The 25,173-nt window shown below is 67.6% G+C and carries 29 protein-coding genes and 1 tRNA gene; 20 read left to right on the forward strand and 10 right to left on the reverse strand.

Annotated features, from left to right (window positions below; genetic code table 11):
- Window positions 1–25: 25 nt before the first annotated feature.
- The 4 genes from QM841_RS37130 to QM841_RS37145 all read left to right on the forward strand — a co-directional run bounded on the left by QM841_RS37130 (window position 26) and on the right by QM841_RS37145 (window position 2,158).
- Window positions 26–310 (forward strand): AfsR/SARP family transcriptional regulator, encoded by a 285-nt coding sequence (locus tag QM841_RS37130; RefSeq protein ID WP_283335861.1) that lies wholly within the window; start codon window positions 26–28, stop codon window positions 308–310.
- A 10-nt stretch (window positions 311–320) separates the two neighbouring features.
- Entirely contained in the window at window positions 321–752 is a 432-nt protein-coding gene (locus tag QM841_RS37135; protein WP_283335862.1) for a YkvA family protein, read from the forward strand.
- 69 nt (window positions 753–821) lie between these two features.
- Window positions 822–1,301 carry a DUF1990 domain-containing protein gene (locus QM841_RS37140; protein WP_283335864.1) on the forward strand — a complete coding sequence of 160 codons (480 nt, stop codon included), beginning with the start codon at window positions 822–824 and terminating at the stop codon, window positions 1,299–1,301.
- 113 nt (window positions 1,302–1,414) lie between these two features.
- Window positions 1,415–2,158, forward strand: a complete 744-nt coding sequence (locus QM841_RS37145) for a GntR family transcriptional regulator (protein WP_005265200.1) — start codon at window positions 1,415–1,417, stop codon at window positions 2,156–2,158.
- Between the two features lie 37 nt (window positions 2,159–2,195).
- Here QM841_RS37145 and QM841_RS37150 read toward each other — a convergent pair whose 3' ends face one another.
- From QM841_RS37150 to QM841_RS37165, 4 genes are all read right to left on the reverse strand, one after another.
- A complete protein-coding gene (locus QM841_RS37150) occupies window positions 2,196–2,720 on the reverse strand; it encodes a YceI family protein (protein WP_283335865.1) in 525 nt (174 codons plus the stop codon).
- A 31-nt stretch (window positions 2,721–2,751) separates the two neighbouring features.
- Entirely contained in the window at window positions 2,752–2,901 is a 150-nt protein-coding gene (locus QM841_RS37155; protein WP_167344014.1) for a hypothetical protein, read from the reverse strand.
- Between the two features lie 166 nt (window positions 2,902–3,067).
- Window positions 3,068–3,532 (reverse strand): PTS sugar transporter subunit IIA, encoded by a 465-nt coding sequence (locus QM841_RS37160; protein ID WP_283335866.1) that lies wholly within the window; start codon window positions 3,530–3,532, stop codon window positions 3,068–3,070.
- Window positions 3,529–3,759, reverse strand: a complete 231-nt coding sequence (locus QM841_RS37165; RefSeq protein ID WP_005563039.1) for a PTS sugar transporter subunit IIB — start codon at window positions 3,757–3,759, stop codon at window positions 3,529–3,531. The genes QM841_RS37160 and QM841_RS37165 overlap by 4 nt, the downstream gene beginning before the upstream one ends.
- A gap of 250 nt (window positions 3,760–4,009) precedes the next feature.
- On the opposite strand from QM841_RS37165, the gene QM841_RS37170 reads away from it, so the two are divergent.
- The 8 genes from QM841_RS37170 to QM841_RS37205 all read left to right on the forward strand — a co-directional run bounded on the left by QM841_RS37170 (window position 4,010) and on the right by QM841_RS37205 (window position 12,091).
- The gene (locus tag QM841_RS37170; RefSeq protein ID WP_283335867.1) at window positions 4,010–5,263 is read left to right on the forward strand and encodes a PTS transporter subunit EIIC; all 1,254 of its coding nucleotides are present in this window, start codon (window positions 4,010–4,012) and stop codon (window positions 5,261–5,263) included.
- Window positions 5,260–5,535 (forward strand): HPr family phosphocarrier protein, encoded by a 276-nt coding sequence (locus QM841_RS37175; protein WP_283335868.1) that lies wholly within the window; start codon window positions 5,260–5,262, stop codon window positions 5,533–5,535. Before QM841_RS37170 ends, QM841_RS37175 begins: the two co-directional genes overlap by 4 nt.
- Entirely contained in the window at window positions 5,535–7,214 is a 1,680-nt protein-coding gene (ptsP, locus tag QM841_RS37180) for a phosphoenolpyruvate--protein phosphotransferase (RefSeq protein ID WP_283335869.1), read from the forward strand. Before QM841_RS37175 ends, ptsP begins: the two co-directional genes overlap by 1 nt.
- Window positions 7,211–8,395 carry an N-acetylglucosamine-6-phosphate deacetylase gene (locus QM841_RS37185; RefSeq protein ID WP_283335870.1) on the forward strand — a complete coding sequence of 395 codons (1,185 nt, stop codon included), beginning with the start codon at window positions 7,211–7,213 and terminating at the stop codon, window positions 8,393–8,395. The genes ptsP and QM841_RS37185 overlap by 4 nt, the downstream gene beginning before the upstream one ends.
- Window positions 8,383–9,162, forward strand: a complete 780-nt coding sequence (gene nagB, locus QM841_RS37190) for a glucosamine-6-phosphate deaminase (protein ID WP_283335871.1) — start codon at window positions 8,383–8,385, stop codon at window positions 9,160–9,162. The genes QM841_RS37185 and nagB overlap by 13 nt, the downstream gene beginning before the upstream one ends.
- Window positions 9,163–9,876 (forward strand): copper homeostasis protein CutC, encoded by a 714-nt coding sequence (locus QM841_RS37195; RefSeq protein ID WP_283335872.1) that lies wholly within the window; start codon window positions 9,163–9,165, stop codon window positions 9,874–9,876.
- Between the two features lie 364 nt (window positions 9,877–10,240).
- Entirely contained in the window at window positions 10,241–11,563 is a 1,323-nt protein-coding gene (locus QM841_RS37200) for an HNH endonuclease (protein ID WP_283335873.1), read from the forward strand.
- Between the two features lie 36 nt (window positions 11,564–11,599).
- Entirely contained in the window at window positions 11,600–12,091 is a 492-nt protein-coding gene (locus tag QM841_RS37205; protein WP_005252867.1) for a pyridoxamine 5'-phosphate oxidase family protein, read from the forward strand.
- Window positions 12,092–12,095: 4 nt separating this feature from the next.
- Here QM841_RS37205 and QM841_RS37210 read toward each other — a convergent pair whose 3' ends face one another.
- A complete protein-coding gene (locus QM841_RS37210; RefSeq protein WP_283335874.1) occupies window positions 12,096–12,683 on the reverse strand; it encodes a nucleotidyltransferase family protein in 588 nt (195 codons plus the stop codon).
- A gap of 99 nt (window positions 12,684–12,782) precedes the next feature.
- Between QM841_RS37210 and QM841_RS37215 the strand changes: the two genes are divergently transcribed.
- The 5 genes from QM841_RS37215 to QM841_RS37235 are packed head-to-tail and all read left to right on the forward strand — an operon-like array spanning window position 12,783 to window position 18,216.
- Complete coding sequence (locus QM841_RS37215; RefSeq protein ID WP_283335875.1) at window positions 12,783–14,285, forward strand: CoA-acylating methylmalonate-semialdehyde dehydrogenase; 1,503 nt, start codon at window positions 12,783–12,785, stop codon at window positions 14,283–14,285.
- Between the two features lie 10 nt (window positions 14,286–14,295).
- Complete coding sequence (locus QM841_RS37220) at window positions 14,296–15,447, forward strand: isobutyryl-CoA dehydrogenase (RefSeq protein ID WP_283332169.1); 1,152 nt, start codon at window positions 14,296–14,298, stop codon at window positions 15,445–15,447.
- Between the two features lie 5 nt (window positions 15,448–15,452).
- Window positions 15,453–16,511 carry an enoyl-CoA hydratase/isomerase family protein gene (locus QM841_RS37225; RefSeq protein WP_283335876.1) on the forward strand — a complete coding sequence of 353 codons (1,059 nt, stop codon included), beginning with the start codon at window positions 15,453–15,455 and terminating at the stop codon, window positions 16,509–16,511.
- Window positions 16,508–17,443 (forward strand): 3-hydroxyisobutyrate dehydrogenase, encoded by a 936-nt coding sequence (mmsB, locus tag QM841_RS37230; RefSeq protein WP_274542891.1) that lies wholly within the window; start codon window positions 16,508–16,510, stop codon window positions 17,441–17,443. The genes QM841_RS37225 and mmsB overlap by 4 nt, the downstream gene beginning before the upstream one ends.
- Window positions 17,440–18,216 carry an enoyl-CoA hydratase gene (locus QM841_RS37235; protein WP_283335877.1) on the forward strand — a complete coding sequence of 259 codons (777 nt, stop codon included), beginning with the start codon at window positions 17,440–17,442 and terminating at the stop codon, window positions 18,214–18,216. Before mmsB ends, QM841_RS37235 begins: the two co-directional genes overlap by 4 nt.
- Window positions 18,217–18,274: 58 nt before the next feature.
- On the opposite strand, the gene QM841_RS37240 is transcribed toward QM841_RS37235, so the two are convergent.
- Together QM841_RS37240 and QM841_RS37245 are read right to left on the reverse strand one after the other, a co-directional pair.
- Window positions 18,275–18,808: a MarR family winged helix-turn-helix transcriptional regulator gene (locus QM841_RS37240; RefSeq protein ID WP_009474224.1), complete on the reverse strand. Its 534-nt coding sequence runs from the start codon at window positions 18,806–18,808 to the stop codon at window positions 18,275–18,277.
- Window positions 18,809–18,862: 54 nt separating this feature from the next.
- Entirely contained in the window at window positions 18,863–20,113 is a 1,251-nt protein-coding gene (locus tag QM841_RS37245; RefSeq protein ID WP_283335878.1) for a multidrug effflux MFS transporter, read from the reverse strand.
- A gap of 93 nt (window positions 20,114–20,206) precedes the next feature.
- On the opposite strand from QM841_RS37245, the gene QM841_RS37250 reads away from it, so the two are divergent.
- Window positions 20,207–20,278, forward strand: a tRNA-Cys gene (locus QM841_RS37250).
- A gap of 48 nt (window positions 20,279–20,326) precedes the next feature.
- Here QM841_RS37250 and QM841_RS37255 read toward each other — a convergent pair.
- Together QM841_RS37255 and QM841_RS37260 are read right to left on the reverse strand one after the other, a co-directional pair.
- Complete coding sequence (locus QM841_RS37255; protein WP_283335879.1) at window positions 20,327–21,631, reverse strand: MFS transporter; 1,305 nt, start codon at window positions 21,629–21,631, stop codon at window positions 20,327–20,329.
- Between the two features lie 53 nt (window positions 21,632–21,684).
- On the reverse strand, window positions 21,685–23,298 hold the full coding sequence (locus QM841_RS37260; RefSeq protein ID WP_283335880.1) for a class I adenylate-forming enzyme family protein: 1,614 nt from the start codon (window positions 23,296–23,298) through the stop codon (window positions 21,685–21,687).
- Window positions 23,299–23,505: 207 nt separating this feature from the next.
- Here QM841_RS37260 and QM841_RS37265 point away from each other — a divergent pair, with 207 nt between their 5' ends.
- Together QM841_RS37265 and QM841_RS37270 are read left to right on the forward strand one after the other, a co-directional pair.
- Window positions 23,506–23,808 (forward strand): ArsR/SmtB family transcription factor, encoded by a 303-nt coding sequence (locus tag QM841_RS37265; protein WP_280783645.1) that lies wholly within the window; start codon window positions 23,506–23,508, stop codon window positions 23,806–23,808.
- Complete coding sequence (locus QM841_RS37270) at window positions 23,805–24,323, forward strand: SRPBCC domain-containing protein (protein WP_283335881.1); 519 nt, start codon at window positions 23,805–23,807, stop codon at window positions 24,321–24,323. Before QM841_RS37265 ends, QM841_RS37270 begins: the two co-directional genes overlap by 4 nt.
- A 188-nt stretch (window positions 24,324–24,511) precedes the next feature.
- Here the strand turns inward: QM841_RS37270 and QM841_RS37275 are convergent, their stop codons facing one another.
- Entirely contained in the window at window positions 24,512–25,120 is a 609-nt protein-coding gene (locus QM841_RS37275; protein ID WP_283335882.1) for a TetR/AcrR family transcriptional regulator, read from the reverse strand.
- Window positions 25,121–25,173: the final 53 nt, after the last annotated feature.

The raw sequence follows: 25,173 nt of genomic DNA on the forward strand, positions 1-25,173 counted from the left end.
TTCCGCGACCGGGAGCTGGTCAGTCATGTTGACGGTCTACCTGCTCGGCGAACAGCGCGTATCGAACCCGGAAGATGTCAGGGTCGGCCCCATCTCGTCACGGGCGATCGCGTTGCTGGCCTACCTCGTGCTGCATGCCGGTCTCGCTCAGTCCAGGACCCGTCTCGCGGGGCTGTTCTGGCCCGAATCGAGCGAGCAGCAGGCCCGCACCAACCTCCGGCGGGAACTACACAACCTCCGTGGCCTCCTGGGATCGGACGGTGCGCTCGCGGACCAGAACATCCGTCCCGCGGTCCGGTCGGAGCAATAGGCGCGGCCGTATGGATGCGGGGCAGGTGTGGGCGGCGGCATGGCCCGTCCTGATCGGCGCGGCAGCGGGCCTGCTGGCCGTCTGGGTGGTGCTGGCGCTCGTGCTGTGGCGATCGAGACCCGACGGCACCGGGATCGGGGAGGCGATCCGGGTGCTGCCGGACCTGCTCCGTCTCCTGCGCCGGCTCGCCGCCGATCCGGACCTGCCCCGGGGTGTGCGCGTCCGGCTCGTCCTGCTGCTTGCCTATCTCGCGGTTCCGATCGACCTGATACCCGATTTCGTCCCCGTCATCGGATACGCCGACGACGTGATCGTCATCGGCCTCACGCTTCGTTCGGTGGTTCGCCGCGCAGGTCCGCAAGTCGTGGCGCGGCACTGGCCGGGGACCCCTGACGGGCTCGAGACCGTGCGCCGGGTAACGTGCCTTCCCACCTGCTCGTGACGTCCGGACCGAGAGGATCCCGCCATCAGTACCTCCCGAGACGACCTGCCCGCGTTCACGTACCCCGAGGTGGGTGCGAGCCGCGATGTTCCCTTCCCGGCGGGATATCACCACCTGACGGAGCAGAAGGTGATCGGTTACGGGGCAGACGCATTCGACGCAGCCGCCACCCACCTGTGTACCTGGGGGATGCACCGCGGCGCCGGGCTCGACGTACGGGCCGACGCTCCGACGGCCGCGCCCGGCACGTCGGTCGAACTGCGATGGGGCATCGGTCCGTTTCGGCTGACGTTCTCCTGCCGCGTCGTCTACGTGCTCGACGAACCGAACCGGAAGGGATTCGCCTATGGGACGCTGCCGGGCCACCCCGAGCGCGGCGAGGAGAGCTTCGTCGTCGAACAGCGGCCGGACGGCACCGTGCTCGCCACCATCTCGGCATTCTCCACACCGGATCGGTGGTTCACCCGGCTCGGTGGACCCGCCGGCCGGGTCGTGCAGCGGGTGATGACGCGCAAGTATCTGGAGGCGTTGGCCGAGGCCGCACGGTAGGCCGGAGCGCCTGCATCACGTATTCTCGTGGTTGGACCGGACCGGACGGGACCTTTGCAGTCCGACTGCCTGATCCGATGTGTCCCACCACTGACAGAGCTGGAGCCGCCGGAATGATGCCCGTACATCTACGCGACAGCGTGATTCCGAAGCACGAGCAACTCCGTGCCATCCTGCTGCACAAGTGCACCAAGGAACTTCAGCCCGGCGACCTGATGACGAGTGAACGAAAACTGATGCAGGACTACGGCGTCAGTCGGATCACGGTTCGTGAGGCGATCGGGCAGCTCGTCAACGAGGGTCACCTGGTGCGGGTGCGTGGCAAGGGCACGTTCGTGGCGCATCGTCCGGTGCAGTCGAAACTCCACCTGGCCTCGTTCACGGAGGAGATGCGGGCGCAGGGGCACAAGCCGACGACAGTGGTGCTCCAGAGCGAGGAGGACGCGGCGCCGGAGGCCACCGCGAAGGCGCTGCGCATCGCCCCGGACACCAGCGCCTATCACGTCAAACGGTTGCGGCTGGCGGACGGCGAACCGGTCAGCGTCGACGACGGCTGGTTCAACGCCGCACTGCTTCCGGGCCTGCTGGACCTCGACCTCACCGGCTCGATCTACCGGGCGACCGCCGACAAGTACGGCATGCCGATCGACCGGGCGGAGCAGACCGTGAGCGCCGACGGGGCGAGCCAGGAGATCGCGACGTTGCTCGGCATCAAGAAGGGCGCCCCGGTGATGTACTTCGACCGGGTGTCCTTCAGCGGTCCCACACCGGTCGAGCACACCCGCAGCTGGTACCGGTCCGATCGCTATCAACTCCAGATGGAAGTCCAGGGGGAGCGGGCTCAGCGCAGCGTCTGAGCCACCGAATACGGCCGGGGTCGTTCCGTCCGCGTCGTCAGGATTTGCTGAAGTGCGCCTTGATCACGACGCGGGTGGCGAGCAGGGAGCCCTTTTTCGTGTAGGTCAGGCCCCAGCTGCTGCGGTCGAGGTGCACTTCGGTGGTGATCGTCGCGGTGTCCTCCGTGGCGACGACATTGGCTGGGACGGTGAGTGGTCGAGTCTGGCCGTGAACGGTCAGATCGCCGTCGAGATGGAGGTGTCCCGGTTCGGCGGGGCGTGCGTCTGTCACGGTGAAGATGATGGTGGGGTACTTCTGGACGTCGAAAAAGTCGGCGGAGTGCAGATGCTTGTCGCGTGTGGCGTTCTCGGTGTTCACGGAGGCGGCGTCGACGACCAGAGTTCCGGTGATACGTCCGTCGTCGCCGACCGTTCCGGCGCCCTCGACGGCGTGGAAGGTCCCGGTGACCGGGAGTAGCCATAACGCTTTGGTGTGGAAAGTGATCGAGGTGCGAGCGGGGTCCAATGTCCAGGCCCCGACGAGCGTGGACAGCTGGGGGACGGACTCCATGGGCGATGTCATCGTGTACCTCCGTTGTCGAGCGTCTGGCCGGTCAGATGACGATGGGTGCACCCGTGACGAGGTCCCAGAGTCCCAGCCCCAGGAACAGCACAGCACCCACTGCCGACTGCACCGGGTTTCCGTTCAGAAAACCCTCGGCACCCCAGGCGACCAGATCGGTGAAAATTTCAGACGAACCCATAGTTCTCGCTCCTTGGTGTCGGCATATCGTCTCGGCACCTTGATCGTTCGGACCGACCGGTCTGTTACAGAGTCGAGCAGGTCGCCGGCACTGGAAAACGTTGGCGCCCGGACGACAAGGGTGCGGGCCGGCGCTTCCCTTGCCGACCCGCACTGCGTCGATGTTTCTACGGCGCCGTCCAGTCGAACAGGGCGTCGCCGGTGGCCACGTCGGACCCGATGGTGTCGGTGGACACCGAATCCGGCTTGGAATCCATGACGACGACCGGGCAGATGGCGGAATATCCGGTGCCGTCGATCTCGGTCGGATCGAACCGCACCACGGGGTCGCCCGCGTCGACGTCGTCGCCTTCCGCTGCCAGCAGGGTGAACCCTTCGCCCTTCAGCTTCACGGTGTCGATTCCCAGGTGCACCAGCACACCGCCGCCCGCCGAGCCCAGGATGACGAACGCGTGCGGGTGCAATTTGAGGATCTTGCCCGAGATCGGCGCGAGCACGTCGAGGGCGCCGCGGTCACGCGCCGGTTCGATCGCGACTCCGGAACCCACCATCTGTCCGGCGAACACGGGGTCGGGCACGTCGGCCAGGACGAGCACGCGGCCGGGCAGTGGAGCCTGCACGGACAGGCTCACAGGATGTCCTCGATGTCCTCGGCCAGGGTGTCCGCCTCGGGGCCGACGATGACCTGGACGACGCTGCCCGCCTTCAACACGCCGTGGGCGCCTGCGGCCTTGAGTGCGGCCTCGTCGACCTTGGCGCCGTCCTTGACCTCGGTGCGCAGCCGGGTGATGCAGGCCTCGATCTCGACGATGTTGTCGGCACCGCCGAGGCCGCTGATGATTGCGTCCGCTTTGGACATCGGTTCTCCCTCGTAGTTCGTGTTCGAGCCGCAGGTGAATGGTGTCGGATGGGTTAGCTGGATCACATTTGCCTGTTGACATCCTGTGCTCACCTGGTCAAACTAGCAACTGGTTATGACCGGACAGTACCCGTTGGGGGTGCTGGTCCACAATAGTTTTCCCGAAGCCGTACGACGCGCTCGCCGCCACCGGTTTCGGGACTCACCAGACGCCGATTCGGCGACCGAAGCGCACACAGAGAAGGCCGATATGACTGTCGTAGACAGCCCGAAAATGGAATCAGCGGTGTTTGCCGGGTTGCAGCGCCTCGGGCGCAGCCTGATGCTGCCGATCGCGGTACTTCCCGCGGCCGGCATCTTGCTGCGGCTCGGCCAGGACGACCTCCTCGGCCGATTCGACTCGATGCACACCGCCGCGTCCGTCATCTCCGCAGCCGGCCAGGCCGTGTTCACCTGGCTGCCCCTCATCTTCGCGGTGGGCATCGCCATCGGATGGGCCAAGAAGGCCGACGGTTCCACCGCCCTGGCCGCCGTGGTCGGATACATGGTCATCAACGGCGTGTTCGAGGCCATGTCGCCGGTCGTCCTCGAAGGCAAGACCGATCCGAACGGCGACCAGGCGCTGATCAACTACGGTGTGCTCGCCGGCATCGTGATGGGTCTGCTGTCCGCGATTCTGTGGCAGCGGTTCTACCGCACCAAACTGCCCGACTACCTCGGATTCTTCAACGGGCGCAGGCTCGTTCCCATCCTCACCGCCGTCACCGGTCTCGTCGTCGGCGTCCTGATGGCGTTTCTGTACCCGGCCTTCAACTCCGCACTGACGTGGGTGGGCGAGACCGTCGCCGAGAACTCCGTCGTCGGTGGCGGCGTCTACGGCATGGCGAACCGCCTGCTCATCCCGACCGGACTGCACCACATCCTGAACTCCACCGTGTGGTTCCTCGTCGGCGACTACCAGGACGCGAGCGGCGAGCTGGTCCGCGGCGACCTCAACCGGTTCTTCGCCGGCGACCCGAGCGCAGGCATCTTCATGACCGGCTTCTTCCCGATCATGATGTTCGCCCTTCCCGCTGCCGCACTGGCAATCTGGCGCAACGCCCGGCCGTCGCAGAAGAAGGTCGTGGGTGGGATCATGCTTTCCACCGCACTGACGGCGTTCCTCACCGGCATCACCGAGCCCCTCGAATTCGCGTTCATGTTCGTGGCCTGGCCGCTGTACCTGATCCACGCGTTCCTCACCGGCACGTCGATGGCGCTCGTCAACGCGCTCGGCATCCACGACGGATTCACGTTCTCCGCAGGCTTCTTCGACTACGTGCTCAACTTCGGCAAGGCCACCAACGCGTGGATGCTGATCCCCATCGGGCTCGGGTACGCGGTCATCTATTACGTCCTGTTCAGCTTCGTCATCAAGAAGTGGAACCTGCGCACTCCCGGCCGGGAGGACGACGCGGAAACGAACGCCGACACCAACGCCGACACGGAAAAGGCAGGTCAGTGAGCATGGCTACACGAACGGTCCTCATCGGTTCCAAGGTCGGACTGCACGCCCGCCCCGCTGCGAAGTTCACCCAGGCCGCCGCGGCGATACCGGTCGCAGTGCAGATCGCGGTCGGCGAGTCCGCGCCGGTGGACGCAGGCAGCATGCTCGCGGTGATGACCCTCGGCGCCGAATTCGGTACCGAGGTGACGATCACCGCGGAAGGGGAGGGCAGCGAGGAGGCCCTCGACCGCCTCGCAGACCTGCTCGCCTCCGACCTCGACGCCGCCTGATGTCGACGGCTACGGAAGTTCTCGTACACGGCCTCGGGGTGAGTCCGGGACTGGTCTGCGCACCCTGGCTCTCGTTCGGGACACCGGTCGCGACGTCGGCCGAAGACCCTGTCGGCGAATCGATCACGGCCGAGACCGCCCGTGTGCGGGACGCCCTCGCGACCGTGTCCGGCGACCTCGAAGCCCGCGCCGCCCAGGTGGACGGCGTCGCGTCCGAGATCCTGCTCGTGTCGGCGGCCATGGCCCGCGACCCGGGAATCGTGTCCGCCGCCGAGGAGAACCTTCGCGCCGGCATGCCGACGGCACACGCCGTGAGCGTCGCGTTCGACGGTTACTGCGCCAAACTCGAGGCCCTCGGTGGGTACCTGGCCGAACGCGTTGCGGACCTGCGTGACCTCGGGCATCGCGCGGTCGCGGTGCTGCTGGGAGTGCCGATGCCCGGCATCCCCGATCCCGGGTACCCGTTCGTTCTCGTCGCCAGGGACCTGTCGCCCGCGGACACCGCGATGCTCGGCGGCAGCGACGTGGTCGGTCTGCTCACCGCCGAGGGCGGGCCGACGAGCCACACTGCGATCCTGGCGAAATCCCTCGGTCTGCCGGCGATCGTGAACTGCGCCGACCTCGACCGGTTGGTCGAGGGAAGACCGGTGGTGCTCGACGGGACGACCGGCGAGATCGTCGTCGACCCCGGCGACCTTCGGCAGGCAGAGGTGGCCGAGCAGGTCGCGGAGGCGCGAGCGCGGGTCGCGGCCACGAGTGGACCCGGCCGCACCCGGGACGGGGCACCCGTCGGACTGCTCGTCAACATCGGCACCGTCGACGACGCCACCCGCGCCGCCACCGCGGATTCCGAGGGCGTCGGGCTGTTCCGCACCGAATTCCTGTACCTCGGCAGGCAGATCGCGCCCACCCTCGACGAACAGATCGCCACCTACACGTCGGTGCTGGAGCAGTTCGCGGGACGCAAGGTGGTGGTCCGGACCCTCGACAGCGGCTCCGACAAACCACTGCCGTTCCTCGACCTCGGCGCGGAGGAGAACCCGGCACTCGGCGTGCGGGGGCTGCGGGTCGGCACCGTCTACCCGGAAGTCCTGGCCACCCAGTTGGAGGCTCTCGGCGCCGCGGCGGCCACCACCGGCGCGGACCTGTGGGTGATGGCGCCGATGGTGGCGACGGCGGAGGAAGCGGAGGGCTTCGCCGCGCTAGCCCGCTCAGCCGGTATCGCCACGGTCGGGGCGATGATCGAAATCCCCTCGGCAGCGCTGCGTGCACGCGACCTGCTCGAGCACCTCGATTTCGTCAGTATCGGGACCAACGACCTGAGCCAGTACACGTGTGCCGCGGACCGGATGGCGGGCAGTCTCGCGCCACTGCTCGACCCGTGGCAGCCCGCCGTCCTGGACCTGATCGGCCTGGTCGGCGCGGCAGGAGCGGAGGCAGGCGCACCCGTCGGCGTCTGCGGGGAGGCCGCGTCCGATCCCGCGCTGGCCCCGGTGCTGGTCGGGTTGGGCGTCACCAGCCTGTCGATGGTGGCCCCGTCGCTGGGTGCCGTGCGTGCCAGTCTGGCCGCCGCCGACCTCGGCCTGTGCCGGGACATGGCCGCCGCCGCACGCGGCGCACGGTCCTCGCAGTCCGCACGATCGGCGGTCGCCGCGCTCGCGTCCGGAGCGTCTCGATGATCCTGCGGGGCGAGGTCGTCGTGGAGGACGGCGTCATCGCCGACGGTGTGGTGACCACCGACGGCGACCGAATCTCCTGGGTCGGGTCCGCGGCGCAGTACCGCGGACAGGTGCCGCTGCCGGAACCGAGTTCGTCGATACTGCTGCCGGGTCTGATCGACCTGCATTGCCACGGCGGCGCAGGCGCGGGATTTCCCAACACCGACGCCGACGGGGCAAGGCAGGCCGCGGACCATCACCGCGAGCACGGCACCACCGGACTGCTCGGCAGCCTCGTCTCGGCAGGGGAGCAGGACCTGCTCCGGCAGGCCGGGATTCTCGCCGATCTGGTGGAACGCGGTGAGCTCCTCGGGATCCACCTGGAGGGCCCGTTCATCTCCGGTGCCCGGTGCGGCGCGCAGGATCCCGCGTCCGTGATCCCCGGCGATCCCGATCTGTTCGAAAGGATCTGCGACGCCGCGCGTGGCACCGTCCGGTCGATGACGCTCGCGCCGGAGACCGCGCACTTCGGCGAACTTCTCGCCGCGATGCGACGGCGTGACGTGCTACCCAGCCTCGGCCACACCGACACCGACGCGGCGACCACGTCCGCGAGGATCGCCGACGCCGCCGGCGGCCCCCTGACCGCCACCCACCTGTTCAACGCGATGCCGCCGCTGCACCACCGCGCGCCGGGACCGGTGGCCGCGTTCCTGGCCGCGGCCGGTCGCGGCGACATCGTCGTCGAATTGATCGCGGACGGAGTGCATCTCGCGCCCGAGACCGTGTCGATGGTGTTCGATACCGTCGGGCCCGACCAGATCGTCCTCGTCAGTGACGCCATGGCCGCCGCCGGTGTCGCGGACGGCGACTACCAGCTCGGGCCGCTGAACGTGCGCGTCGCACACGGTGTGGCCCGGCTCGCGACCGCCGACGGGTCCGAGGGGGCCATCGCGGGCGGCACCGCACGGCTGCTGGACGTGGTGCGCACCGCCGTCGTGGACAGCGGCATCGGACTCGTCGACGCCGTCGCTTCCGCCACCAGGACTCCGGCCCGGCTGCTCGGCCTGGAGTCCGACCGCGGCACCCTGGCCCCGGGCCGCCGCGCCGATATCGTCGTGACCGATCACCAACTGCGCCCCCGCGGCGTGTTCGTCGGCGGAATGCCCGCCGAAACGGAAGGACTCGCATGGAAATCGTAATCCGGCAGACGCCGTCGGAGATCAGCTCGACCGTCGCCGACATCGTCGAGGGGTACGTGCGACGCGGTCCGACGACGCTGGGCCTCGCGACCGGCTCGTCCCCCCTCGGGAGCTACCGGGAACTCGCACGCAGGCACCGTGAGGCCGGACTGGACTTCTCGCGAGCACGAGCCTTCCTGCTGGACGAGTACGTCGGTCTTCCGAAAAGCCATGACCAGTCGTACTTCTCGGTGATCCGCTCGGAGTTCGTCGACCACGTCAACCTCGACACCGCCCGTGTGCTCAGCCCGAACGGCGAATCGCCCGACATCGCCGAGGAAGGTGCGCGGTACGACGCAGCCATCGCCGAGGCAGGCGGCGTCGACGTGCAGCTTCTCGGCATCGGGACCGACGGCCACATCGGCTTCAACGAGCCGGGCTCCGCGCTGACCTCACGCACCCGCGTCAAGACACTCACCGAGCAGACCCGCCTCGACAACGCGCGGTTCTTCGACAGCGTCGACGACGTCCCGCACCACGTCCTCACCCAGGGTCTGGGCACCATCAGCGAGGCCCGGCACCTGGTGATGATCGCGTTCGGCAAGGGCAAGGCCGAGGCGATCGCCGCAGCCGCGGAAGGTCCGCTCTCCGCGTTCTGCCCGGCATCGGTGATGCAGCTGCACCGGCACGTGACCGTCGTGATCGACGAAGCCGCAGCGAGCAAGCTGCAACTCGCCGACTACTACCGGTATGCGCTGGAACACAAGCCTTCCTGGCAGTCGTTCTAGATGACACCCGTACTCGAATTAGCGGTCCAGGATGTCGCGGGCGCCCGGATCGCACGACGTGCCGGCGCGGTGCGCGTCGAGTTGTGCACCGCACTCGGCGCGACCGGCGGGTTGACACCGAGCATCGGCATGATCGAAGCGGTCGCGGCCCAGGGGATCGCGGTGCACCCGCTGATCCGGTGCCGGCCCGGCGGATTCGTCTACGACGCCGACGAGATCGCCGTCATGGCTCGCGACGTCCTGGCCGCGGTGAACGTCGGCGCCTCCGGGGTCGTGCTCGGCGCACTCACTCCCGACATGTCCGTCGACCGCGACGCTCTGCGCCGACTGCTCGACGGCATCGACCCGTACACGGTCGAGGTGACGTTCCATCGTGCGATGGACGTCGTCGCCGAGAGGGCGACCGCCGTCGACACGCTCGCGCGGTCGGGCATCATCCGGGTCCTCACCTCGGGCGGAGCACCGCGGTGCATCGACGGTCTCGAAGCTCTGTCCGGCATGGTCGCTCACGCGCACGGGCGAATTCAAGTAATGGCAGGTGGCGGAATCCGCGTCGAGGACATCGCCGCGGTCGCAGGCACCGGGGTCGACGCCGTGCACCTCTCCGCCCGCCGCACCGTCGCCGACAGCGGCGGACCGGGCGGTGGCTCCGGCAGTTACGACGCCGTCGACGAAACCCTCGCGCGGGCAGCGGCCGCGGCGCTGGGGCTCTGACTTCGGTGGCTCCCTGTTGCCTCAGGTCACGATGCCCGCGAAGTCTGATTCGTTGACTCATCCAGAAATGCCCCCGTGGCAGCGGCTTCTCTCGTTGGTGTTCGTGGCGGTGGCGATGGTCGGGAGTATCTGTCGGCGAGGATTGCTTGTCCTCTCCGGTGACGGCCTCGTGCTGGTCTGCAGCACCCAAATCTGATTGACTAGCAACAACTCTGCAGAGGTGACCGCTACGCCGGCATTTTCAGGTGAGGCGACGGATGGACTACGCGGGCATTTCTGATGAGTCAACGCGGACTATTGCCACGGGGCAAGGGCTGTTGCTAGAATCGAACATACATTCTAACGGCCTTGGGGGAGGTTGGCTGTGGGGGAATTGATTGCGCCGGATCTGGCCGAGTTGCGTGTGTTCACGGCGCGGCTGCGAGTGGTTTCTGCTGGCGGTGATGCGGGGTTGGGGATCGAGTGGCTCGATGCGATCGAGGCGTTGAAGTCGGTCGGGTGTGCGGTGCAGGCGGTGATCACCGACGGCGTCGCCACGTGTATCCGTGCGGACCGCAAGGCTGCCGGGTTACCGCGGGCGGAGTGGGACCGCGGCATCGCCTCGCAGATTGCGTTGGCGCGCAGGGAATCCCCGAACCGCGGTGGTCGGCATCTGGGTTTCGCTCAGGCGTTGGTGCACGAGATGCCGCACACCCTGGCCCTGTTGCGGTCGGGCCGGTTGAACGAATGGCGCGCCACGTTGTTGGTGCGGGAAACAGCGTGCCTGTCGGCCGCGGATCGGGCGATCGTGGACCGTCGGTTGTGCTCGGACCCGGCCACTCTCGACGGCGTCGGCGACCGCGGGCTGATCGCACGGGCGAAGGCGTTGGCGGTCGAACTCGACGCCGCGGCGGTCGTGGCCCGGCATCGTAAGGCGGTGTCCGAGCGTCGGGTCACGACACGGCCGGCGCCGGATTCGATGGCCTATTTGAGTGTGTTGATGCCGGTCGAGCAGGCGGTGTGTGTGCAGGCCACGCTGGGGCGGGATGCGGACAGTCTGATTGCCACCGGGAACAGTGGCGGCCGGACTCGCAATCAGCTGATGGTGGACTTGTTGTTCGACCGCGGCACCGGGGCGTCGGTGGCAGCGGGTGTTCCGGTGGCGGTGAATCTGGTGCTCTCGGACGAGACTCTGCTGGCCGGTGGGCACGAGGCGGCGCAGTTGCGGGGGTTCGGGCCGGTGCCGGCGGGGATCGCGCGGCAGCTGGTGGCGGACGCCGTCGACAATGACACCGAGACGTCGCTACGGCGGGTGTATTCGTGCCCGCAGTTGGGGGCGCTGACGGCGATGGAATCGCAAGCCCGCACGTTCCCGAAGAGCCTGAGACAGCTGATCGACCTGCGGGATCGGACGTGCAGGACTGCGTGGTGTGATGCGCCGATCCGGCATCACGATCACATCCGCTCACGCAGGAAATTGGGTAAGACCACCGCGCGAAACGGGTCCGGACTCTGTGAGGCGTGCAATTACGCGAAGGAAGCACCGGGGTGGACCGCCCGCCCGATACAGCGGCCCGGCCACACTCACCTCATCGACCTCGGCACCCCGACCGGGCACCACTACCGGTCGGCGGCCCCGCCGCTCCCGGCCGCGGCACGACAGTCGGAGGTCGAGGCGGTGCTCATCGCGCAATTGCGGGCGTCCTGACCCGGCGGCCACGGGATTCGTCGTAGGGTCGTGTGCATGGCCAGCTGGAATGAGTTCGCCGAAGCTGCTCCGCGGATTGCCGCTATTTTCTCCCGCAGACACGCGGCGACCGGAAACCTCTGCATGCTCGGCACGCTTCGCTCCGACGGATTCCCGCGGATCAGCCCGGTCGAGCCGAGATTCTTCGAGAATCAGTTGTGGATCGCCGGAATGCCGAACACCACGAAGTTCCGGGATCTGGCTCGCGATCCGCGCTTCTGCCTGCACACCGCGACAGTCGACACCGAGGTGAAGGAGGGCGACGCGAAACTGTGGGGTGTCGTCGACGACGTCCAGGACAAGGCCCTGCATCAGCGTTTCGCGCAGGCACTGTTCGACGAGACCGGGTTCGACATCCGGGGGCAGGAATTCGATCACTGCTACCGTGCCGACCTGACCGGCGGCTCGGCAGTGGAGGTCGGCGACGGTCACATGGACATCACCATCTGGAAACCGGGAGAGCCCGAGCACGTCGTGCGGAAGCACTGACTGCTCACTCCGGCCACGGCACCACCGTCAGGCGAGGCCATTCCCTCTGCCACCGGGCGGCTTTGGATTCGTACACCTCCCGCGGGGCGAGGACGGGGTTCGGGCGCAGGATCATGTCGAAGAGGTCGGCGAATCCGTGGGGAGCGTAGATCTCGTCGTCTCCGCTGGGTGTTCTCCGGATGCCGTAGCAGCAGGTGGTGGAGGCGAAGTGATCGATGGCGTCCTTGCAGTCGGTGAAGGGTGTCGAGGGCACGCCGAAGTGGTCTTCGTACCAAAGATGCACCCGTGCTTCGTTTCTGACCTCGACACGCACGTCGAGGTCGTCGAACAGTGCGCCGGCCTTGCGGATGACGTCGTCTTCGGCCTCGTAGCTGGTGTCGCTGTCGTCGAAGTAGAAGAGGTCGTAGTCGTTGATTCCCGACTGCGGGTCGCGGCCGTCGAGGTGGTTCCAGACCGTCTGGAACACGGCGCCTGCGGTGAGGTACCACTCCGAGAGGCCGAGTTGGGGTGCGCGGTCCAGGATGGTGGTGATGCACGGGTTGGTCCGGAGGATGCGGACGAAGTTCAGCTCCTCGGGAGAGTGACTCTGCATGATCCGATCGTATGGTCTGGACATACATGGACATCCAACTATAGGATGGGCTACATATTCGGAACTCCTTCATCATCGAGCAGGAAACGGGTTCGCACAATGGTTCAAGAGCTATCCCACTTCGTCGGCGGCAAGCGCGTCCCCGGTGCCTCCAACAAGTTCGGCGACGTCTACGACCCCAACACCGGTGAGGTGCAGGCGCGTGTGCCTCTCGCCGACAAGGCCGAGACCGAGGCGATCATCGCGAACGCGGTGGATGCTCAGCGGGAATGGGCGCTGTTCAATCCGCAGAAGCGGGCCCGCGTCCTGATGAAGTTCCTCCAGCTCGCGCAGGAGGAGATGGATTCACTGGCGCGCCTCCTGTCGTCCGAGCACGGCAAGACGATCCCCGACGCGAAGGGCGACATCCAGCGCGGCCTCGAGGTCATCGAGTTCGCACTCGGCGCCCCGCACCTTCTCAAGGGTGAGTACACGGAATCCGCCGGAACCGGCATCGACGTGTACTCGATGCGTCAGCCGCTCGGTGTCGTCGCGGGCATCACGCCCTTCAACTTCCCGGCCATGATCCCGCTGTGGAAGGCCGGTCCCGCGCTGGCCGCCGGCAACGCGTTCATCCTCAAGCCGTCCGAGCGCGACCCGTCGGTGCCGCTGCGTCTGGCCGAGCTGTTCCTCGAAGCAGGTCTGCCCGCAGGCGTGTTCAACGTGGTCAACGGTGACAAGGAAGTGGTGGACGTCCTGCTCACCGACGACCGCGTCAAGGCTGTCGGCTTCGTCGGCTCCACGCCGATCGCGCAGTACATCTACGAGACCGCCGCGGCCCACGGCAAGCGTGCCCAGTGCTTCGGCGGCGCGAAGAACCACGCGATCATCATGCCCGACGCCGACCTCGACGAGGTGGCAGACGCCCTCATCGGCGCTGGTTACGGCTCCGCGGGTGAGCGGTGCATGGCCATTTCCGTCGCGGTCCCGGTGGGCGAGGAGACGGCGGATGCGCTGGTCGCCAAGCTGACCGAACGGGTCGCCAAGCTCACGATCGGCCGCAGCGACGACGAGTCCGCCGACTTCGGTCCACTCGTCAGCAAGGACGCCCTCGAGCGGGTGAACAGCTACATCCAGATCGGCATCGACGAGGGCGCGGAGGCCGTGATCGACGGCCGCGGCTTCACCCTCGAGGGCCACGAGAACGGCTTCTTCGCCGGCGCGACCCTGTTCGACAAGGTCACCACCGACATGCGCGTCTACAAGGAAGAGATCTTCGGACCCGTCCTGCTCGTCGCCCGTGCCGCGGACTACGAGGAAGCACTCCGCCTGCCCACCGAGCACGAGTACGGCAACGGCGTCGCGATCTTCACCCGCGACGGCGACACCGCCCGCGACTTCACCAACCGCGTGAACGTCGGCATGGTCGGCGTCAACGTCCCGATCCCCGTGCCGATCGCGTACCACACGTTCGGCGGCTGGAAGCGCTCCGGCTTCGGCGACCTGAATCAGCACGGTCCCGACTCGTTCCGCTTCTACACCAAGACCAAGACCGTGACGCAGCGTTGGCCCTCAGGCAAGAAGGAACAGACCAACCACTTCGTCATCCCCACCATGAACTGAACGGACCTCCATGTTCACCTTGACCGATGACGAGCGGGCGATCAGCGACACTGCCCGCGACTTCGCGGCCGAGCATCTCGCGCCGCACGCCGTGGAATGGGATCAGGCCAAGCATTTCCCTGTGGATGTCCTGCGTAAGGCGGCGTCGTTGGGGATGGGTGGGATCTACATCCGCGAGGACGTGGGTGGATCCGAGCTCACTCGTGTCGACGCGGCCCGCATCTTCGAGCAGCTCGCGAAGGGGTGCCCGTCGATCGCCGCCTACATTTCCATCCACAACATGGTCACGTGGATGATCGACAGGTTCGGCACCGACGAGCAGCGCCGTGCGTGGGTGCCGGGGTTGTGTTCGATGGATCAGCTGGGCAGTTACTGCCTGACCGAGCCGGGGGCCGGTTCGGATGCGGCGGCGCTGAGTACCCGGGCGGTCCGCGACGGCGACGACTACGTCCTGAACGGGGTCAAGCAGTTCATCTCCGGTGCCGGCACGTCCGAGGTGTACGTGGTGATGGCCCGGACCGGGGAGGGCGGGCCGCGGGGGATTTCGGCGTTCATCGTCCCGAAGGGGTCGCCGGGTCTGTCGTTCGGGCCGAACGAGGTGAAGATGGGCTGGAACGCCCAGCCCACCCGTCAGGTGATCTTCGAGGACGTGCGGGTGCCGGCGGCGAATCTGCTCGGTTCCGAGGGCGGTGGCTTCCGGATCGCGATGGCCGGCCTCAACGGTGGCCGGCTCAACATCGCGGCGTGCTCGGTGGGCGGCGCGCAGACCGCGCTGGAGCGGGCCGTCGCCTACCTGACGGACCGGAAGGCGTTCGGTTCGCCGCTGATCGACTCGCAGGCGCTGCAGTTTCAGCTCGCCGACATGCGCACCGAACTGGAGGCGGCCCGCACCCTGCTGTGGCGGGCGGCGGCCGCGCTCGAGGACGGCGCCCCCGACGTCGTCGAACTGTGTGCGATGGCCAAACGCTTCGCCACCGACACCGGTTTCGAGGTGGCCAACAAGGCGCTGCAACTGCACGGCGGTTACGGCTATCTTGCCGAGTACGGAATCGAGAAGATCGTCCGGGACCTGCGCGTCCACCAGATCCTCGAAGGCAGCAACGAGATCATGCGGGTGGTCATCGCCCGCAGCGTCGTCGGAAATAGCGGAACGGCAGGGTGACCTACGTGAATTCTGAATCTGAGGTAATTGTCGAGAAGCGGGACGGGCTGGGCCGCATCGTGCTCAATCGGCCCAAGGCGATCAACGCCCTCAACCATGCGATGGTGCGGCAGATCGCGGCGGCCCTGACCGAATGGTCCGGCGACGACGAGGTGCGGGCGGTGGTGATCACCGGTGCGGGTGAGCGTGGCCTGTGCGCCGGCGGCGACATCGTCTCGATCTACCACGACGCCAAGGACGGGGGCACCGGTTCGCGGGAGTTCTGGCGCGAGGAGTACCTCCTCAACGCGGCCATCGCGGGCTACGGCAAACCGTATGTGGCGATCATGGACGGCATCGTGATGGGCGGTGGGGTCGGGGTGTCGGCGCACGGCAGCGTGCGGATCGTCACCGAGCGGTCGATGATCGGGATGCCCGAGACCGGGATCGGTTTCGTCCCCGATGTCGGGGGCACCTACCTGCTCGCCCGCACCCCGGGCGAGTTGGGCACCCACATCGCCCTGACCACCGCCCGGCTCAGTGCCGGCGACGCGATCGCGTGCGGGTTCGCCGACCACTTCATCCCGTCGGAGAAGATCGAGCAGTTCCTCGACGCGCTGTCGGCCACGTCGGTTCAGGAGGCGCTCGCACAGTTCACCGAACCGGCACCGGCATCGGAGTTGCTGGGCCAGCAGGGCTGGATCGACGCCGCGTACTCGGCGAACAGTGTCGCCGACATCGTCGCCCGGCTGCGCGGCAGTGGGGTGCCCGAGGCGGAGAAGGCGGCCGAGCAGGTGCGGGCGAAGTCGCCGACCGCGTGCGCGGTCACCCTGACATCGCTGCGCCGCGCACGGCAGGCCGGCAGCCTCGAGGAAGTACTCGATGACGAGTTCCGGGTGTCCGTCGCCTGCCTGAGCTCGCCCGACCTCGTCGAGGGCATCCGGGCGCAGGTCGTGGACAAGGACCGCAACCCGCAGTGGTCGCCCGCCACGATCGAGGAGGTCGACCCGGCGCGGGTCGACGCGTTCTTCGCCCCACTCGGCGACCTCGAACTCGGCCTGACGGCCCTGCAGCGCCAGCACTGACCACCAGCCACACGCGTCCAGGAGGGACTGCTATGAGCACTACCGTCGGATTTCTGGGACTCGGTCACATGGGTGGTCCCATGGCGGCCAACCTCGTCAAGGCGGGGCACACGGTGGTCGGCTTCGACCTCGCGCCCGCCGCACTCGAACAGGCAGTGAAAGACGGTGTCACCGTCGCTGATTCGGCCGTCGAGGCCGTGCGCGAGGTGGACGTCGTGATCACGATGCTGCCGAGCGGCAAGCACGTTCTCGGGCTCTACGCGGAGATCCTGCCCGCCGCGAAGCCGGGCACCCTGTTCATCGATTCGTCCACCATCGACGTCGCGGACGCCCGGGCGGCGCACGACGAGGCGGTCGAGGCGGGCCACCGTTCGGTGGACGCACCCGTCTCCGGCGGCGTCGTCGGCGCCACCGCGGGAACGCTCGCGTTCATGGTCGGCGGCACGGCGGACGACTTCGAGTCCGCGAAGCCGCTGCTGGACGTGATGGGCAAGAAGGTCGTCCACTGCGGAGATCCGGGCAACGGTCAGGCCGCGAAGATCTGCAACAACATGATTCTGGGCGTGTCGATGATCGCCATCAGTGAGGCGTTCGTCCTCGGCGAGAAGCTGGGTCTGAGCAACCAGGCCCTGTTCGACGTCGCGTCCAACGCGTCGGGTCAGTGCTGGGCGCTCACCACCAACTGTCCTGTGCCCGGACCGGTTCCGACGAGCCCGGCCAACAACGACTACCAGCCGGGCTTCGCGGCCGCGCTGATGGACAAGGACCTCGGTCTCGCCGCGAACGCGCTGAAGACCAACGGCGTCGAGGCCGACCTCGGGCTGCGGGCCGCCGAGCTGTACAGCCGGTTCCACGCCGCCGGTGGTGGTGGCCAGGACTTCTCGGCCATCATCAACGACATCCGCGACCGTTCTACCAAGGGAGACCAGTGACCGACTTCGAGACCATCCTGCTCGAACGCAAGGGCCGGGTGGGGATCATCACCCTCAACCGTCCGAAAGCGCTCAACGCACTGAACTCCGAGCTGATGCGCGAGGTCGTGTCGGCGGTGGAGGAGTTGGAGAAGGATTCGGAGATCGGTGCCATTCTGATCACCGGTTCCGATCGGGCATTCGCGGCGGGCGCCGACATCAAGGAGATGCAGCCCAAGTCGTACATGGACGTCTACCTGGACGACTTCTTCGCCGCGTGGGATCGCCTCGCCGCGGCCCGCAAGCCGACGATCGCTGCCGTCGCCGGTTACGCACTCGGCGGCGGATGCGAACTGGCGATGCTCTGTGACATCCTGATCGCCGCCGACACCGCGAAGTTCGGTCAGCCGGAGATCAAGCTCGGTGTCATCCCGGGCATCGGCGGTTCGCAGCGGCTGACGCGCGCGGTGGGGAAGGCCAAGGCCATGGAACTGTGCCTGACCGGCCGGAACATGGACGCCGAGGAGGCCGAACGCGCCGGACTGGTGTCGCGGATCGTGCCCGCCGTGGATCTCCTGGACGAGGCGCTGCAGACGGCGACCACCATCGCCGAAATGTCGCTTCCGGTCGCGATGATGGCGAAGGAAGCCGTCAACCGCTCGTTCGAGACCACCCTCACCGAAGGTGTCCGGTTCGAGCGTCGGGTGTTCCATTCGACGTTCGCCACCGAAGATCAGAAGGAAGGGATGGCGGCGTTCGTCGAGAAGCGTGCGCCCGTCTTCAAGCACCGCTAGAAGCCCTGAAAACGACTGTCGCCCCGCACCGGATCCGGTGCGGGGCGACAGTCGTCTCTCACCACTTGGTGGGGGCGTCTCCGGTGTCGAAATCGCCTGCCTCGCGGCGCAGTTCGGCGAGGATCGTGACCAGTTGTTCCAGCTTGTCACCGGACACCCCGGGGCGCGAGAACACCTGGGCGTTGAGTCGCTCGGTGGACTCGACGGCCAGTTTCCTTCCCGCGTCGGTGATTTCGATCAGGGTCGCGCGGCGATCGCTCGGATGCGGGACACGTCGCACGAGATTCGCCGTCTCGAGCCGGTCGACGGCGTTCGTCACGCTGGTCGGGTGAACCTGAAGGCGCGCGCTGGCCTTCGCCATCGGGAGCGCACCCGTACGCGTGAACGTCAGCAGCGTCAGCAATTCGTACCGGGCGAACGTGAGCCCCGACGGCTTGAGCACCTCTTCCACCCGGGCCATCATGATCTGCTGTGCCCGCATCACCGAGGTCACCGCGGCCATGCCGTCGGCGACATCACCCCAGCCGTGCTTCGTCCACTGCCGGTGGGCCTCTTCGATGGGGTCGAGATGAAGTGGTGACGGTGGTGGCATGCGTCGATCATCCCATGACGGGTGATGGGCCGCGAAAATCTGCCGAACGTGTCGTCAGTGCGCTTCCGCCTTCGCGGCGGCCGCCAACGCCACGAGTCCGAGTCCCGCGCACGCAGTCATCGTGACCGCGAGTGCGACGCCGGTGTTGCCGAGCACGCCGACCAGGGGAGCGATCAGCGCGCCGACACCGAACTGCAGGGCGCCGAGCAGCGCGGCCGCCGTACCGGCCGCCTCCCCGTGCCGGCCGAGAGCCAGTGCCGGGGCGTTCGGCAGGACGAAGCCGACACCGGCGAGGAGGAACCACAGCGGAACGACGAACCCGACGAGCCCGCCGAACTCGAAGTGGGCGGTGGTGACCAGCGCCAGCCCGGCCACCGTCGCGAAGGCGAGGGCCGACACCGTGATCTGCAGCGGTGACCACCGTGCGAGGGCGCGGACGTTGAGTTGCGAGGCGCCGATCAGAGCGATCGCGCCGGAGCTGAACAGCAGCGCGAACTGCTGCTCGTCCAGGCCGTACTGGTCCTGGAACACGAACGACGCACCGGAGACGTACGAGAACAACGATCCCATCGCCACACTCGACACGAGGGCGAGCACCATGAACGCGCGGTCGCCCAGCAGGCTCTTGTAGGTGCCCAGCACGGCGCGCAGATTGCTCTTGCGCCGCCGCTCCGGCGGCAGCGTCTCCGTCAGACCCCACACACCGATCAACGCCGTCAGCATGCCGATCACGGCGAGGACGACGAAGATCCCGCGCCAGTCGACGGCGATGAGGAGCGCCCCACCGATACTCGGGGCGAGAACGGGTGCGACCCCGAGCACGAGCATCAGTCGCGACATCACGACGGCCACGGTGTTCCCCGAGAAAAGGTCGCGGACGACGGCGAGCGCGACCACCGCTGCGGCGGCGGCCCCTATGCCCTGGAAGACGCGGAGCACACCCAGCACGGCCACGGTCGGCGCGAAGACCGCGAGCACGGACGCGACGACGTGGACACCGATACCGGCGATCAGGGGACGCCTGCGCCCGAGGCTGTCCGCGAGCGGTCCGACGATCAACTGCCCCAGCGCGAGGCCGAGCAGGGTGCCGGTGATGGTCAGCTGGACCGCGGACGAGGACGCGCCGAGGTCGGTTCCGATGTCCGGAAGCGCGGGCAGGTACATGTCGATGGTGAAGGGGCCGAGGGCCACCATTGCGCCGAGTACCAGGATCACCCGAAGGCTGGGACGGGTGGTTGTCCGGTCGGCGGTCGGGGCGGCGCGTTCTTCGGTGTCGGTCACGAAGCAACACAGCAACGAGGGCACGTGGTTTGTTCCCGCCCCGGCGTGTCGGTTTCAGAATCACCGTGAGCGCAACCCTCGCGCCCGGGGCACCGGCCGGGCACAGTAATCATCGATGCGGGTGTGACTGAGTGGTTGAGGTACCGGCCTGCAAAGCCGTTCACACGGGTTCGAATCCCGTCACTCGCTCGGGTGAGAACCGGCAGGTGATGCACCTGCCGGTTCTCTTTCGCGTGGTCACACGTCTTCGAGGCGAATGCCCTTGGTCTCCTTCATGAACAGGCACGCGACGCCGGTGAGGACGGCCAGCACCATGATGTAGACGCCGAACACCCAGCCGAGGTCGAGTCCGAGGAGAAGCTGGTTCAGGTACGGGGCGGTGCCACCGAACACCGCTACGGAGAACGAGTACGCGAATCCGATCGCCTGGGTGCGTAGTCGCGTCGGGAAGCTCTCCGACAGCGTGGAGGACAGAATCGACGCCGGGACCGCGACGATCAGCAGGGCGGCGGTGGTGGCGACGAGCAGGGTCCACCCGTCGGACGTGATCATCATCGTCAGCGGCAACTGCAGGACGAACATCAGAACCGCGAAGGCCCCCAGCATGGGCCGTCGGCCGATCTTGTCGGAGAGCAACCCGAGGAACGGCAGCGAGACCAGAGCGATCAGCTGAGCGATCACCAGCATCCAGTACGCGGTGTCGGGATTCATGCCCTGCTGCGTGATCGCGTACGTGGAGATGTACGACGTCCACGTGTAGTGCGCGGCCGTGATGCCCGAGGTCATCCCGATCATCAGGAGGATCGCCCGGACGACGGTGCGGCGGGGGATGCTCGGCTGATCGTCATCCTTCTGCGCAGCATCGAAGACGTCGCTCTCGTCCATGCTGCGGCGCAGGTACAGGGCGAACAGTGCCAGGAGCGCGCCGATGAGGAAGGGGATACGCCAACCCCATTGACCGACAGCGGTGTCGGACAGGGAGGAGGTGACGACGCCGCCGACGGTGTAGGCCAGCACCGAACCGCCGAAGATCGCGATGAACGCGACGCTGCCCCACATGCCGCGCCGGTGCGGAGGTGCGATCTCACCGACGTAGGAATACGCGGTCGCGGACTCGCCGCCGTGCGCGAAGCCCTGCATGACGCGCGCGGTGAGCAGGATCAGCGACGCCCACGCGCCGATCGTCGAGTAGGTGGGCATCACCCCGATGATCAGGCTGCCGGTGGCCATCATCAGCATGGTCGTGACGAGGACGAACTTGCGTCCGCGCTTGTCGGCGATCCGGCCGAAGATGATCCCGCCGAGCGGGCGCATCAGGAACCCGACCGCGAACACGGCGAGCGTGGACAGCAGGGCCGAGACCGGGTCCGAGTTGCTGAACATCGCCGCCGCGATGAACGGGGCGAACACCGCGTACGCGCTCCACTCGTACCACTCGAGGACGTTGCCGACGGAGCTGGCGAGGAGCGATTTCTTGCGGGAGGCGAGGGTGGTGCCGGAATGGGTGTCAGGCTGCGCCTGGCGAGTGAGGTCGACGTTCACGTGCAGTCACTTTCGTCGGGGTCGCGGAGTCGAGATGTCGAGGGGAGGAGCCGTCAACGCAGGTCGCTGCGACGGATCTTGCCTGTCTGGGTTTTCGGGAGGTCGGTGATGATGTGCACCAGCCGCGGCCGCTTGTACGCGGCGAGCCGGTCGCGGGCGAACGCGACGAGTTCGTCCTCGGTGGCGGTCGCGCCCTTGCGGAGCGAGACGTAGGCCACCACCGATTCGCCCTGGTAGTCGTCGGGTTGCCCGACGACGGCGGCCTCGTGCACGGCCGGGTGTTCGTAGAGGGTGTCCTCGACCTCACGGGGCCACACCTTGTACCCGGACACGTTGATCTGATCCTTGAGCCGGTCGACGAGGTACACCCACCCCGCCTCGTCGATGATCGCGACGTCCCCGGTGCGCAACCGTCCGCCGGGCAGTGTGTCCCGGGAGGCGTCCGGGTTGCGCCAGTAGCCCGAAACAACCTGCGGTCCGGCGATTTCCAGTTCGCCCGCGGTGTGGGGCGGAACAGGGTCACCATTCGGGTCGACGGCGCGGATGTCCACCCGGGGCAGCGGGAGACCGATGGACAGTGAGCCACTCGACGGGTCGACCGGCGCCCGCAGGCCGGGTGGCACCGCAATCACTCCGGCCGTCGTCTCGGTCATCCCGTACGCGTTGTGGATGTACTTGCCGAATCGGGCTTCGAACTTCTCCACGGTGGCAGGCGGGATGGGCGCGCCGCCCGAGTAGAGGGTCTTGACCGAGGCGAAGTGGTCCGCGCTCACGCCCGGAACCTCGGACAGCGCGTTGAACACGGTGATCGAGCCGATCGTGTAGGTCACCCGGTGCTCCACGAGCGTCTCCAGTGCGACGGCCGCGTTGAACCTGTTCGCGAAGACGAGCAGGCAGTCCCGGACGAGGGCGACACCCGCATTGAGCACGGCGCCGGTGATGTGGAACAGGGGAGCGACGGCGAACACGACGTCCCCGTCGACGACGCCGGCGCACTCACCGAAGTCGAGTGCGGTGGCCAGCACGTTCGCGTGGGAGTTGAGCGCGCCCTTCGGTGGGCCGGTGGTCCCGGAGGTGTAGGTGAGCAGCGCGAGGTCGTCCCCGCCGAGTTCGACCAGGGGAGGCCGCCTGCCGCGAAAGCGCGCGAGGAGTTCGACGAGGTCGCCGTCGGCCGCCGGCGTGGCGCGCGTGGTGGACTCGAACACCCGCGGATCGTTGCGGGTCTGGAAATCGAGGGCGCTGGTGCTGATCGAGAATCGCACGCTGCTGCCTCGCAGGGTCTCCGCCGTGGCCGCGGCGCTCACGTCTTCGCAGAGGATGCCGATCGGCTCCGCATCGTCGACGAGGCGGCGGAGTTCGTTTCCGCGGTACATCGGATTGAGCACCAGCGCTGCTGCGCCGACCTTCCACAGCGCCAGCAGAGCGAGGACGTACTGCGGCACATTCTGCAGGTAGATGCCCACCCGGTCACCGCGCCCGACGCCCCACTCGCTCAGCGCGACGGCGACGGCGTCCGACAGGTCGTCGACCTCACGGGCAGTGAGGACACCATCGAAATAGGCCACGGCCGGGTGATCGGGATACGCCTGCACGCGCGCCTGCCACGCGTCGAGCGTGGTCGCCACGGGTGGCTCCTGGATTCCGTCGTTGATGAACGTCGACGACACCGCATGTCCTTTCTCCGGCTCGGTCCGAACGGGATGTCCGAATTCGAGCGGCCGACCGATCACTCGCTCGGTCGGTGTGGGCAAGTGTTGTGTGTCACATGAGGTGTGTCAAGTCGGGGCCCCGCCCGCCGCCCGGAGGAAGCCGGGGTTGCCGTGACGACCTCGGTGACGGTTGCCACTCATATTTCCGTCTGGCAATATGAGGCTATGAGCGCCTACGCCGCCCTGGCCGAGCCGCACCGCAGACAGATTCTCGACCTGCTGCGTGAGGGTGAGCGGCCCGCCGGAGAACTGGTGGAGCGCATCGCGCTCAGTCAGCCCGGCGTGTCCAAGCACCTCAAGGTACTGCGCGAGGCCGGGCTCGTCGTGGTGCGCGTGGACGGCAAGCAACGTCTGTACGCGCTGCGCCCAGAACCCCTCGCCGAGGTCGACCAGTGGCTGGAGCCGTACCGCGCGTACTGGTCGAGGCGCCTCGACGCCCTCGAACGACACCTGGAGGAGAACCCATGACCGACGGAACCCTGGAGACGATCGACGGCCGCCCGGCGCTGCGCTTCGAGCGCACGCTCGCCCACTCGATCGAACGCGTGTGGCGGGCGGTCAGCGTGCCGGCAGAGCTCGAGCGCTGGTTTCCCGCCGCCGCCGAGTGGACACCGGCGACAGGGGAGACCTTCGAGGCCTACGGCGCGACCGGCGAGGTGACCGAGGTCGATGAACCCCATCGGCTGGCGTGGACCTTCGGCGGTGAGCGGTACAGCTTCGATCTGACCGCTGAGGGCGACGGATGCCGGCTGATCTTCATCCATGTCTTCGGCGACCGTGCGATCGCAGCGCAGACCGCGGCCGGCTGGGAGACCTACTTCGCGCGGCTCGAGCCTCATCTCGCAGGCGGGTACCTCTCCGAGGCGGAGGCGCACGGGTCGTGGGACCGGTGGGAGGAACTTCACGAGCGCTACGCCGAGCGCTTCGGCGTCGACCCGACGCCGGGACGGAAATTCCTGGAGGCGCAGCGCGCCGGCCAATGACGTCCGGTAGACCCTCTGCCGAAACGGCGCTCGTCCAGCAGTTCCAGCCTGCACCGGACGCGCTCCGGGAGAGACCGGGTGCCGCCTCTCACGACGACGGGAGCGACGAACACCTGGCACGCGTCGACCAACCCGGCCGCGAAGGCGTGGGAGGCGAGCCCGGGGTTGCTGTCCGGGTGTGATCCGGATCAGCGTGTCACGTCCAGTGCGTCGACGTCGACGCCTGCTGCCGGAAGCAGGTGATAGAAAGCGCGTTCGCAGAGATCGATCATGTCCGTGCGGTCCATGGTCGGCTCGTCGAGCCACGACAGCACGATCTCCTCCATGAACGCCTGCCAGCCCGAGATCGCGGCCTCGAGCGCGGGTGTCGTCGGCACCCCGAACTCGGCCAGCGACGCGCCTATCCAGCGGGTGAACGTGCGCCGCATGCCGCGGTAGATCTGCCGCATCCGCTCGTCGCCACTACCGGCCATCCGCATGACCGCCAGGTAGATGGTGGGGTGCTCGATCACCGCGTCCGCGAACGTTTCGACGCCGGCTCGGAGCTGCCCGGACACGGGGAGCGTCGCGTCGGGTGTCATCCGGCGTTGCAATTCGGAGGCCGAGGTCTCGAGGACGGCGTTGCGAAAACCCTGCTTGTTCTTGAAGTAGTGGAACAGCAGGGGCGGGGAGACGCCCGCCTCGGCCGCCACCTGGTCCATCGACAGGTCGTCGAACGGCACCGTCTCGAGAAGCCGGACGGCCACGTCGAGGATCTGCGCGCGCCGATCTTCGGGAGAGCGGGGTGCGGCGGCCACCCCTGCACTCTATTGAGGAACGCTCTAGCCGTCCATTGACTTTTACTCAACGG

Origin of the sequence: Rhodococcus sp. IEGM 1307 (assembly GCF_030056915.1) — a bacterium.
Taxonomy (GTDB): Bacteria; Actinomycetota; Actinomycetes; order Mycobacteriales; family Mycobacteriaceae; genus Rhodococcus_F; species Rhodococcus_F opacus_D.